Origin of the sequence: Vibrio sp. 10N.261.52.A1 (assembly GCF_002876325.1) — a bacterium.
Classification (GTDB): domain Bacteria; phylum Pseudomonadota; class Gammaproteobacteria; order Enterobacterales; family Vibrionaceae; genus Vibrio; species Vibrio chagasii.
In genome coordinates this window covers 1-12,448 of record NZ_MCYD01000516.1, presented here as the reverse complement: position 1 = coordinate 12,448, position 12,448 = coordinate 1, and the positions used below count along the sequence as shown (strand labels likewise).

Genomic DNA, 12,448 nt, shown 5'->3' with positions numbered 1-12,448 from the left:
AATGGCGGTGAGGGAGGGATTCGAACCCTCGATGCAGCTACAAACCACATACTCCCTTAGCAGGGGAGCGCCTTCGGCCACTCGGCCACCTCACCGTCTTGCGGAGGCACATATTACGTTTTACCGAAAATATGTCAAACACTTTATTGAAAAAAATTGGACAAAAACACTCAACCGTTTGCTATTTAATCAAAGCGCTTGCAATTTGAACTTATAACATCAAAAGCGCGCTTTTTCCCTTAAAAATTAAGGCGAAAGATTGGCAATAATAAACCGCTAAAAACAATTATCTGATTTCTCCAGCAGCAAGTGCTACCGCTGGATGAACAATACTACGGGATGCGTATTTGCGCTATAGGGGAAGCCAATAAATCTTGAAGTGTGGCAAAGAAATTTCACCGTCCGCTATCACACCCAGCAATTACCAATAGCACCTAACTTGGTGAAGTATTCATTCTGCAAAATCAAAACAAATACGTTATCCGATGAACCAATGTTTCGACGTCGAATTATCATTCCTCAAGATCAAAAAAGGCTAGCAGTAATGCTAGCCTCTTCTCTACGCAAAGTATTAGTAGTTGCCAGATGCAACGTTACCATTACCTTTTTCAGCTTGAATGCGCATGTAGATCTCTTCACGGTGAACAGATACTTCTTTAGGTGCGTTAACACCAATACGTACTTGGTTACCTTTAACACCTAGTACAGTAACTGTTACTTCATCACCAATCATCAGTGTTTCGCCAACGCGGCGAGTCAAAATTAGCATTCTTTGCTCCTTGAGTAATCTCTAAATTTATCTAGCTACGAGAGCATTATCCAACAAAAGTTATATTTTCGTAAACTATCGATTGAGTTTATTTAACCAAAATGCACTTCTTTTTGGGGATAACCCTGCTTTTCACGCGCTACGATGTATGCATTATGTAATATGTTAGCAGCCGTATCGACTTGCGTTGGTGATATCACCAAAGTTAAAGACTGCTGCTGCAATAAGTGATGCTGTACATCAATTTCGCCTTCAGACAACAATCCATGTGAACTGACCACAATTTCTTGTGTTCGGCTTCCTACCACAGTTAACAAACTAACCTGTTCACTATTACGGATTTTCTCATCAAAAACTAGTTTTAATTTGGCACTTATGTCTTGTTTAATAATGAGTGCTGCCCGTTCTGTTCCCTCGATCACACTACAGACTTCAATTCCTAACAGTTGGCAATGCGATAAGAAAGAATCTAGGTCCTCATTCAAACACTCGATACGCACCATATCTCTTTGTATAGCGAGGCCAGAAATATCATTCAAACACTGGTCGCCAGCAATCAATGTACCCTCGCCTTCTTCAAAGCTTGAAAGCACTCGCAATGGCACATTGTGTTGCCACGCGTACTGCACGCACGGAAGGTGCAATACCTTAGCACCACGACGAGCCATCTCTTCCATAGACGGAAAGTCTAAGGTATCTAACTTCTTCGAATGTTTAACAACGCGAGGGTCACACGAGTAAACGCCATCAACATCAGTATAGATCTGGCACTCTTTAGCTTGAAGGGCGCCAGCTAACGCAACCGCTGTGGTATCGGAACCACCACGGCCTAATGTCGTAATGTCGCCTTTAGCGTTCATACCTTGAAAGCCAGCCACAATCACAATCTGATTGTCGCCTAACAAGGTTTGAATAGGAGTAGTATCAATACGCTCGATCGTCGCATTGTTATGATTAGAATCGGTGTAAATCCCAGCTTGATAGCCCGTCATCGATGTCGCTTCATAACCTAACTTGTGCAGCGTCATCGCCAACAGTGCCATGGAAACTTGTTCTCCTGCAGTTAACAACACATCCAATTCTCTAGCATTTGGTACGCTATCGATTTGAGTGGCTAAGTTAACCAACCGATTCGTTTCTCCTGACATAGCAGAGACCACAACCACAACCTGATTGCCTTCATTTTTCGCTTCAATGATTTTCTCTGCTACATGTTGGATTCGTTCTATTGAACCCACTGACGTTCCGCCAAACTTCTGCACGATAAGAGGCATTTTCACCCGTCCTCACCTTCCCAAGACCAATGTCTATATATGACAAAAAAACACACGCTCCGCGTCATGGCGAAGCAATAAAAAATTAACCAAGAAGTCTAACGTTGACATTAGACTTCTTGGTTAATCTCAATCAAACCTGGTTTAGACACTCTTCCAATAGGCAAAATAAAAGATGCCCAATCAACTGATTGGGCATCTTTGTATCAATTACTTAAGCTTAAAGACGCTCTTCTAGCCAAGTACGTACAGATTTAAGCGCTTCAGGTAGTGCTTCAACGTCAGTACCGCCCGCTTGAGCCATATCTGGGCGACCGCCGCCTTTACCGCCAACTTGCTCAGCAACCATCTTAACGAGATCACCAGCTTTTACTTTGCCGATAAGGTCTTTAGTTACACCAGCAATCAAGCCAACTTTACCGTCTGCTACGTTAGCGATCAGGATGATGCCGCTACCCACTTGGTTTTTAGCATTATCAACCATAGTACGTAGGTTCTTGTTGTCTGCACCTTCAATAGCAGCAACCAGTACCTTAGTACCAGAGATCTCTTCTACTTTGCCCATGATGTTTGCACTTTCTGCTGCAGCCATCTTTTCTTTAAGTAGTTGGATTTCTTTCTCTAGAGATTTAGCTTTCTTAGCTGACTCAGCCAGTTTCTCTTCGTAAGCGTTAGCTTGAGCTTCTACTGCATCTAGTGCAGCTTCACCCGTTACCGCTTCGATACGACGAATACCCGCTGCGATACCACCTTCAGAAGTGATCTTGAATAGACCAATATCACCTGTGTTTGAAGCGTGAATACCACCACAAAGCTCAGTAGAGAAATCGCCCATAGACAGAACGCGAACTTCATCATCGTACTTCTCGCCAAACAGTGCCATTGCACCTTTTTCTTTCGCTGACTCGATGTCCATGATGTTGGTTTCAATTGCATGGTTCTTACGAACTTGTGCGTTAACCAAACGCTCTACTTCTTTAATCTGTGCCGGTGTTACCGCTTCAAGGTTAGAGAAATCAAAACGTAGGTTATCTGGCTTAACCAAAGAACCTTTCTGAGCAACGTGCTCACCAAGCACTTCGCGCAGTGCAGCATGAAGTAAGTGAGTTGCAGAGTGGTTTAGTGAGATAGCAGCACGACGCTCAGCGTCTACTGTAGCTTCTACTTTATCGCCTTTCGCGAACACACCTTCAACTAGCTCACCATGGTGTGCAAATGCGTTACCTAGCTTTTGAGTATCTTCTACTTTGAAAAGGCCTGAAGCTGTTTTCAGAGTACCTGTATCACCACATTGACCGCCTGATTCAGCATAGAATGGCGTCTCTTCAAGGATGATGATTGCTTTATCGCCCGCAGACAGAGAAGCAACCTCTTCGCCTTCAACGAACAGTGCAGAAATCTCACCAGCACCTTCTGTACCGGTGTAACCACAGAACTCAGTGTTGGTTTCAACTTTGATCGTCGCGTTGTAGTCAGTACCGAATTGGCCTGCTTCACGTGCACGCTGACGCTGAACTTCCATCGCCTTCTCGAAGCCTGCTTCATCAATAGTGAAGTCACGCTCACGAGCGACATCGTTAGTTAAGTCAGCTGGGAATCCGTAGGTATCGTAAAGTTTGAATACTGTTTCACCGTCTAGCTCTTTGCCTTCAAGTGCGTCTAGTGCTTCGTTCAGGATAACCATGCCGCGCTCTAGCGTACGACCAAAGTTTTCCTCTTCGATACGAAGTACTTTTTCAACTAGCTCTTGTTGCTTCTTAAGCTCTTCAGCGGCAGAACCCATCACTTCAGCCAGTACGCCCACAAGTTTGTGGAAGAATACGCCTTGTGCACCAAGCTTGTTACCGTGACGAACTGCACGACGGATGATACGACGTAGAACGTAACCACGACCTTCGTTTGAAGGCATAACGCCATCAGCGATCAGGAATGAACAAGAGCGGATGTGGTCAGCAATAACGCGTAGTGACTGGTTTGATAGGTCTTCGTAACCGATCGTTTCAGCGGTTGCTTTGATTAGCTTTTGGAATACATCGATTTCGTAGTTAGAGTGTACGCCTTGCATGATTGCAGAGATACGCTCAATACCCATACCTGTATCAACGGCAGGCTTAGGTAGCGGTTCCATTGTGCCGTCTGCGTGACGGTTGAACTGCATGAATACGTTGTTCCAGATCTCGATGAAACGGTCACCATCTTCTTCAGGAGTGCCTGGACGGCCGCCCCAAATGTGTTCACCGTGATCGTAGAAAATCTCAGTACATGGACCACAAGGACCTGTGTCACCCATTGTCCAGAAGTTATCAGACTCGAACTGTTTACCGCCTTCTTTGTCGCCGATACGAACGATACGGTCAGCAGGTACACCTACTTTTTTGTTCCAGATATCGAATGCTTCGTCATCTGTCTCGTAGACTGTTACCAGTAGACGGTCTTTTGGCAGTTGAAGAGTTTCTGTTAGGAATTCCCAAGCAAACGCAATGGCGTCTTCTTTGAAGTAGTCACCAAAGCTGAAGTTACCAAGCATTTCAAAGAATGTGTGGTGACGAGCCGTGAAACCTACGTTTTCAAGGTCATTGTGTTTACCGCCAGCACGTACACAACGTTGAGCCGTAGTCGCTCGAGTGTAGGCACGCTTTTCGGCGCCTAAGAAACAATCTTTGAATTGGTTCATACCTGCGTTAGTGAATAGCAGGGTTGGATCGTTATGTGGAACTAACGATGAACTGTCTACGATTTGGTGTCCTTTGCTCTCAAAGAACTTAAGGAACGCGTTGCGAACCTCATCAGTGCTCATGTACATGCAGCTCTTCCTGAAAATAGTCGAGTTAGAATTTTGCCGTATTGTAGATCATGGTTAAGGCTTCGACTAGTTTTCTTGTAGAAAAGACGCCCTTGGGTAGGATTTTAGTTGGAATTAGCGAAAATGAAGAATATTCCACTAGGTTGTACCAAGTAGATATGAAGAAAACCGGTGTGATGAATGTTTATGGAGGAGGCTTCAATCAACTCTGATAAGTAAGAGAACGCACTGGGTATTACTGATTATGGAAGGCTAGCGCTTAGTGCAGATATGATTGAACTCTTCACTATTATTGGCAGAGAACAGATAAAGAAAATCATCTTCCAATTCAATATCATATTGAATCGTAAAACCCTTATACAGCGCCTGATTACGATTGATCATGTCATTCGGGTGTTTATGTCTGAAGTTCACTTCATTAAATACCATCTCTAAATGATTATCTTGCAATGTGTATTTTCCGACAAACACTACCTCTGCCGTTTCGACTGCCCCCTGCTGATTCACGGTTTGAATCCTATCGCTGACAAAAAAATCTTCGTCAGAACTAAATGAGTACAGCATAAATTCATTCAACTCAGAGTACCGCGCATACGACGGCGTAACAAAGCCCAAATGTTTGAGGTTACACGCCCACTGGCTACCTCTTAAAGAGATAGGTTGAATGAGTAATACAATTGCCAGAATCAATGCACCTAACGCTGAAATCATGACAAAAATTGCAGGCTTAGATTTTATCAATGCGTAACACCTTGTATCTTATTTAATTCTATTCTTTACTTACTTGCCTATCATCCACAGCAAGCATCGGAATTATAAGCGTAGACTGAAACCTGCTAAGGTTCAGCAAAATATTGTAATCAATAAAGTTTCGCGTAATTAACGGTGAAGCCTTGGTGCCCAAAATTCACCAAGGCCTCTCGCTATGATTAAGCTTTTAGAGCTTCAACAATAGCGTTGTAGTTTGGCTCTTCAGTCACTTCCGAAACCAGTTCGCTGTGCAACACTACGTTGTTCGCATCTAGTAGAATAACGGCACGAGCTGACAAGCCAGATAGTGCATGCTCTTCAAACTGTGTACCGAATGCTTTTAATAGCTCTGGATTTTTGAATACCGATAGCTGCTCCACACCTTCCACACCTTCGCTCTCTTGGTAACGAGCAAGCGCAAATGGCAGATCGGTTGAAACCGTGTATACATCTACTGACTCTGATTTTAGCTCTGCTAGTTCAGAGATCACCTTAGTACTGCTTGAACATACTGGTGTATCAACGCTTGGGAACAAGTAGATCAGTTTAAAATCAGCTTGTTTTTCTGAAATCGTTAGTGGTGCTAGCGATACCGATGTCATTGCTGGTGTAGTAAGTACTTCACCTTTTTGTGGGAAGTCACCTGCTAGTGCGATTTTATCGCCCATAAATGTCACTGTGTTCATGTTTATTCCTTTCAATGTAATTCTTAAAATGGCTGTTCTAGCTGACTGTGTTGCTATTATCTAAAGACATTCAAATCGAACATCTCTTATCTATATTTCATTCGTAATTTGCACCTGCGAAGCCAGTAACAACGTTTATTACCCCTCGGGCGCAAATTCAACGCTTAGGCAGCTTCGATTACTTTTCGTATTTGATTGAGGATAGGAACCGCATCGTCGAAACCAACAGAAAGAGAGAAATCAATTTCTTGATCAATATGCTGCTGAGCAACCTTTAGTAAGGTCACCTTGTCGCAGTGTTCAATACTCTTATCTTTATCGGCAAAAATCTTAGTAAGAGACTGAACGACACCCAGTTGAAAGGACTCTATGGAAGTGACGTCCTTATACTCTTGCAACAGCTGATTCACCGATTGAGAGTTTTTCTGTTTAATTTCTGGCATCCTAATTACCTTTAAAACAACGATTAGAAGTCAAGCTATCACCCAAACTCGAGGCGGCATTACGTTAGCAACCAGCCCTCGTTCTCACCACAAACCATTGCCAAACAAAAACATAACCACATAGCTAAATGTAATTTTTATATAACCAATGAGATTTTACAGTTACAGACAGCCCTCCTATGCTTAAAGTACCGCCCGCCAAAATGAACTTCATTAAAATTACTAAGCCCATGAATCAAATGCGTAATATCACCGATTCCGTCACTATTGATATTGAGATAAGGACGCTGACTCACCATCCAGCGGATATCACGGTCAGCATGCGCCCTCTACCGTTCAAGGTTCTGTTGTACTTGTTAAAGCACCAAGATAGATGCGTTTCGCGAGAGGAGTTGTTTGAAGAGTGTTGGCAAGGTGTGTTGGTTACCGATCAGTCCCTAACCAACACCATTAGTTATATTCGAAAAGTATTCAAAAAATTAGACACTAACGAGCTAGAACTCAAAACAATCAGTAAGCAAGGTTACTTATTGGTGATTTCACCAAAGCAACAAGCTCTGAAGGTTGAAGAAATTAAGCCTTTCGTTGATGCGGAAGTGCAACTTGAATTGGCGGATGCAGGCACTAGCATTGATGAAGAAAAAATAAGCCCAGATTTACAGCAACCAGTCAGTACTCAGAAAACGAAAACCAAGTTTCCTCGTCAATTTACGTTAAATTTATGTGCCCTGTGGCTTGGCATCATATTGGTCGCCTACTACTCCATTCATTACAACAAAGAGCAAGCGCCATTCTTGAATAAAGGCAACTACCAGTCCTACCCGTTTGGTAGCGCCACGCTTTATGTTCATGACCAATCAAATACAATCACTGAGCCCGAAATGACTTCATACATCAAGAACCTCGAGCTATCGCAGTGCAATGTAAAAAGTATCTACATTCGTATCACTAATTCAGCTTTCCGAGACAACATTATTTCAATGTATGCTTTTGTTTTTACCAACAATCGAAAGAGTCAAAATATCTTCAAACAGAAACTAGACGGCCTCAATATTTACCCATCCATTATTACTCCTTTACTGGATTCCTTTTACTGCAAAGGTAAGCCACAGCAATAATAGTTCCAGCCCTTGGAAAGGTGTACAGCTTAGTTTCAGGTGGGGTAGTAACGTGCAAAAGCGCGGATGAGAACTGAGGAAATGTAGCCACAATGTGTCCACTAATAAAAAAGCCCCGCATACAATGCGAGGCTTCAAGTTCTTAGCTAAGAGTAACGATTTAGATTAAAACTCTTCGTTCTCTTCTTCTTTCTCTGCTTCTTTCTCTTCTAAAACAGCTGGAGTCAGCAGCAAGTCACGAAGTTTAGTATCTAGCTCTAGAGCGATCTCTGGGTTTTCACGTAGGAACTTACAAGAGTTCGATTTACCCTGACCAATTTTATCGCCTTTGTAGCTGTACCAAGCACCCGCTTTATCAACTAGCTTGTTCTTAACACCTAGGTCAATCAGCTCACCTTCGCGGTTAAAGCCTTGGCCGTATAGGATTTGAGTTTCAGCTTGTTTAAACGGTGCAGCAATCTTGTTCTTAACAACCTTAATGCGCGTTTCGTTACCAACGATCTCGTCACCTTCTTTGATAGAACCAGTACGGCGAATATCAAGACGAACAGATGCGTAGAACTTAAGTGCGTTACCACCCGTTGTTGTTTCTGGGTTACCAAACATTACACCAATCTTCATACGGATTTGGTTAATGAAGATACACATACAGTTAGACTGCTTAAGGTTACCAGTCAGCTTACGCATTGCTTGAGAAAGCATACGAGCTTGAAGACCCATGTGGCTGTCGCCCATTTCGCCTTCGATTTCAGCTTTTGGTGTTAGTGCTGCTACTGAGTCGACAACCAATACGTCGATAGCACCAGAACGCGCTAGAGCATCACAGATTTCTAGAGCTTGTTCACCAGTATCTGGTTGAGAAACAAGAAGTGCATCGATATCAACACCAAGCTTTTGAGCGTAGATTGGGTCTAGTGCGTGCTCAGCATCAACGAAAGCACAAGTTTTACCTACTTTTTGTGCTGCAGCAATCAGCTCAAGTGTTAGCGTTGTTTTACCTGAAGATTCTGGACCATAGATTTCAACGATACGACCCATCGGTAGACCACCAGCACCTAGTGCGATATCTAGAGATAGAGAACCAGTAGAAATTGTTTCTACATCCATTGTGCGGTTGTCACCAAGACGCATGATAGAGCCTTTACCAAATTGTTTTTCAATCTGACCAAGGGCTGCGGCTAACGCTTTTTGTTTATTCTCGTCCATTACTATCTCCAGATAATCGGTTGTCGTGAAACAAGCGATTTAGAATCTATTTCGAACCCACATAGGGGTGACTAATTGGCTTTTATTATACTGTTGATTCATACAGTGTCTATACCTGTATGAAAATAATTTGTACAAATGTTACTTGTCTTCCATTGATAGGTAATCATAAATAACTTGCAGGGCATGGTGCGTGGCTTGTTGGCGTACTTGTGATCTGTCACCGGCAAATACATACGTTTCCACTTTATTCCAACCACTTAGCGCCTTCCAAGCAAAGCATACCGTACCAACGGGCTTCTCTTCAGTACCGCCACCAGGACCTGCAATACCACTAATTGACACCGCGATGGTTCCGTTCGAATGCTCTAGCGCACCTTTAGCCATTTCTATGACGACAGGTTCACTGACCGCACCAAATTCCACTAAGGTTTCTAGCTGTACGCCAATCATCTCTTGCTTTGCTTCATTGCTATACGTGACAAAAGCGCGATCAAACCAAGCAGAGCTGCCCGCGATATCCGTTACCGCACTTGCTACACCGCCACCAGTACAAGACTCGGCGGTCACCAACACCTGATTGTGCTCTGCAAGCAACAGTCCGAGTTTTTCACTAAGATCTTGAGTCATCTGCATTATCAGCTTCCCTTTATTTACCATTAGAACATTTGGATGCGCATCTTTTCGCTTCAGCCGCTTTTCGCACGAAACGCTTTCACGTATCCTAAGCCGCAATAGAAATAAACGAAAGAAGTTAACTGTGAAAGCCGATCAAAAACATACTCCCATGATGCAGCAGTACCTAAAACTGAAGGCAGAAAACCCAGAAATTCTGCTGTTCTACCGCATGGGCGATTTCTACGAGCTTTTCTACGATGACGCAAAAAAAGCGTCTCAACTCCTCGATATTTCACTGACTAAACGCGGCTCTTCAAATGGCGAGCCAATCCCAATGGCCGGCGTCCCATATCATGCCGTTGAGGGGTATCTAGCTAAGTTAGTGCAACTCGGAGAATCCGTAGCAATTTGTGAACAGATTGGTAATCCAGCACTTTCAAAAGGCCCTGTAGAACGTGCGGTTGTGCGTATCGTGACACCAGGTACCGTAACTGACGAAGCACTGCTTTCTGAACGCGTCGACAATTTGATTGCCGCTATCTACCACCACAATGACAAGTTTGGTTACGCGACGCTAGACATTACCTCTGGCCGATTCCAACTGTGTGAGCCTGAAACCGAAGAAGCAATGGCAGCAGAACTGCAGAGAACCTCTCCGCGTGAGTTGTTGTTCCCTGAAGATTTCGAACCCGTTGAATTAATGGCAAGCCGTACTGGTAATCGTCGCCGCCCAGTATGGGAATTTGAACTAGATACCGCTAAGCAGCAGTTGAACCAACAGTTTGGTACTCGTGACCTTGTTGGTTTTGGGGTTGAAGGCGCGAAGCTTGGCTTGTGTGCAGCCGGCTGTCTTATTCAGTATGTGAAAGATACCCAACGCACAGCGCTGCCACATATCCGTTCACTGACCATGGACAAGCAAGATCACTCGGTGATCCTTGATGCTGCAACTCGCCGCAACCTAGAGATCACACAAAATCTTGGTGGTGGTACCGATAACACCCTTGCTGAAGTGCTGGACCACACTGCAACCGCAATGGGTAGTCGTATGCTTAAGCGTTGGTTACATCAACCAATGCGTAATATCTCAGCACTCGATCAGCGCCTAGACGCAATTGGCGAAATGAAAGATTTGGCGCTATTCACTGAGCTGCAGCCAACACTGAAACAGATTGGTGATATTGAGCGTATTTTGGCTCGATTGGCACTTCGCTCGGCTCGCCCACGTGATATGGCGCGACTTCGTCAAGCGATGGAATACCTACCAGAGCTTGCAGAAACGCTAACCCAACTAAAGCATCCATACCTGACCCAACTTGCTCAGTATGCTTCTCCTTTAGATGAAGTATCTGAGTTACTAGAGCGCGCCATCAAGGAGAACCCACCTGTGGTTATCCGCGACGGTGGTGTGATCGCTGAAGGCTACAATGCCGAACTAGACGAATGGCGTAACCTGGCTGCTGGTGCAACCGAATTCCTTGATCAATTAGAGCAAGAAGAGCGTGAGCGTCACGGCATCGACACACTTAAGGTTGGCTACAACAATGTGCACGGTTTCTTCATTCAAGTAAGCCGCGGACAAAGCCACCTTGTGCCGCCTCACTATGTACGTCGTCAAACACTAAAGAACGCTGAGCGCTACATTATTCCTGAGCTAAAAGAGCACGAAGACAAAGTTCTAAACTCTAAGTCGAAAGCTCTGGCTATCGAGAAGCAATTATGGGAAGAGCTGTTTGATTTACTATTGCCACATTTAGAGCAACTACAAAACATCGCCTCTTCTGTGTCTCAGCTTGATGTCTTACAGAACCTAGCCGAGCGTGCAGACACACTCGATTATTGCCGTCCAACCATGACCGAATCTGCTGGCGTCCAAATCCAAGCAGGCCGTCACCCTGTGGTTGAGCAAGTGATGGATGAACCATTCATTGCTAACCCAATTGACCTTAACGACAAGCGTAAAATGCTGATCATTACAGGTCCAAACATGGGCGGTAAATCGACTTACATGCGCCAGACAGCACTTATCGCGCTAATGGCACATATCGGTTGTTATGTTCCAGCAGAGAGCGCAACCATTGGCTCTATCGACCGCATCTTTACTCGTATTGGCGCATCGGATGATCTAGCGTCTGGGCGTTCAACCTTCATGGTTGAGATGACAGAGACTGCCAACATCCTGCATAACGCAACACCAAACAGCTTGGTGCTGATGGATGAAATCGGTCGTGGTACCAGTACTTACGATGGTCTATCTCTGGCTTGGGCAAGTGCAGAATGGCTAGCGAATCAAATCAATGCGATGACACTGTTTGCGACGCACTACTTTGAGCTAACCGAACTACCAAACCAGATTCCAACACTGGCCAACGTTCACTTAGACGCAGTAGAGCACGGTGACAGCATCGCCTTCATGCACGCAGTTCAAGAAGGTGCAGCAAGTAAGTCTTACGGCCTAGCGGTTGCTGGGTTAGCTGGCGTACCAAAAGCCGTGATCAAGAACGCTCGTGCGAAACTGACACAACTTGAAGCGTTGAGCATTGAGTCTCCTACATCGAAGCCGAGCGGCGTTGATATTGCGAACCAACTGAGCCTTATCCCGGAACCAAGCGAAGTAGAGCAAGCATTAGCGAACGTGGATCCTGATGATCTAACACCACGCCAGGCACTAGAAGAGTTATACCGCTTGAAGAAGCTACTGTAGTCAAAAGTGGTCTAGCTCATAGGCTAGTAAATTAAGAAATTTAAGACACCAGAAACTAAAAACGCTGACATTAAGTC

General features: G+C 44.4%; 10 protein-coding genes and 1 tRNA gene. 2 read left to right on the top strand and 9 right to left on the bottom strand.

All coding sequences use genetic code 11. The annotated features are described in order from the left end of the window. Positions 1-2: 2 nt before the first annotated feature. The 7 genes from BCT81_RS06880 to BCT81_RS06850 all read right to left on the bottom strand — a co-directional run bounded on the left by BCT81_RS06880 (position 3) and on the right by BCT81_RS06850 (position 6,725). Positions 3-95, bottom strand: a tRNA-Ser gene (locus tag BCT81_RS06880). Between the two features lie 476 nt (positions 96-571). Then, positions 572-769, bottom strand: a complete 198-nt coding sequence (gene csrA, locus BCT81_RS06875) for a carbon storage regulator CsrA (protein WP_004415691.1) — start codon at positions 767-769, stop codon at positions 572-574. A gap of 92 nt (positions 770-861) precedes the next feature. Next, complete coding sequence (locus BCT81_RS06870; RefSeq protein ID WP_102423638.1) at positions 862-2,043, bottom strand: aspartate kinase; 1,182 nt, start codon at positions 2,041-2,043, stop codon at positions 862-864. Positions 2,044-2,263: 220 nt separating this feature from the next. Continuing rightward, complete coding sequence (gene alaS, locus BCT81_RS06865; RefSeq protein WP_102423637.1) at positions 2,264-4,846, bottom strand: alanine--tRNA ligase; 2,583 nt, start codon at positions 4,844-4,846, stop codon at positions 2,264-2,266. 252 nt (positions 4,847-5,098) lie between these two features. Further along, the gene (locus BCT81_RS06860; protein ID WP_102423636.1) at positions 5,099-5,587 is read right to left on the bottom strand and encodes a hypothetical protein; all 489 of its coding nucleotides are present in this window, start codon (positions 5,585-5,587) and stop codon (positions 5,099-5,101) included. A 188-nt stretch (positions 5,588-5,775) separates the two neighbouring features. After that, the gene (gene tpx / locus BCT81_RS06855) at positions 5,776-6,282 is read right to left on the bottom strand and encodes a thiol peroxidase (protein WP_102423635.1); all 507 of its coding nucleotides are present in this window, start codon (positions 6,280-6,282) and stop codon (positions 5,776-5,778) included. A gap of 164 nt (positions 6,283-6,446) precedes the next feature. Continuing rightward, complete coding sequence (locus BCT81_RS06850; RefSeq protein ID WP_102423634.1) at positions 6,447-6,725, bottom strand: hypothetical protein; 279 nt, start codon at positions 6,723-6,725, stop codon at positions 6,447-6,449. 203 nt (positions 6,726-6,928) lie between these two features. Between BCT81_RS06850 and BCT81_RS06845 the strand changes: the two genes are divergently transcribed. Further along, positions 6,929-7,843 carry a winged helix-turn-helix domain-containing protein gene (locus tag BCT81_RS06845; protein WP_102423639.1) on the top strand — a complete coding sequence of 305 codons (915 nt, stop codon included), beginning with the start codon at positions 6,929-6,931 and terminating at the stop codon, positions 7,841-7,843. A gap of 165 nt (positions 7,844-8,008) precedes the next feature. Here BCT81_RS06845 and recA read toward each other — a convergent pair whose 3' ends face one another. Both recA and pncC read right to left on the bottom strand, forming a co-directional pair. Next, entirely contained in the window at positions 8,009-9,049 is a 1,041-nt protein-coding gene (recA, locus tag BCT81_RS06840; protein ID WP_061032452.1) for a recombinase RecA, read from the bottom strand. Between the two features lie 141 nt (positions 9,050-9,190). Further along, positions 9,191-9,685, bottom strand: coding sequence for a nicotinamide-nucleotide amidase (pncC, locus tag BCT81_RS06835; RefSeq protein ID WP_102423633.1), 495 nt, complete (start codon positions 9,683-9,685; stop codon positions 9,191-9,193). Positions 9,686-9,809: 124 nt separating this feature from the next. Between pncC and mutS the strand changes: the two genes are divergently transcribed. Beyond that, a complete protein-coding gene (gene mutS / locus BCT81_RS06830; protein WP_102423632.1) occupies positions 9,810-12,371 on the top strand; it encodes a DNA mismatch repair protein MutS in 2,562 nt (853 codons plus the stop codon). Positions 12,372-12,448 lie beyond the last annotated feature (77 nt).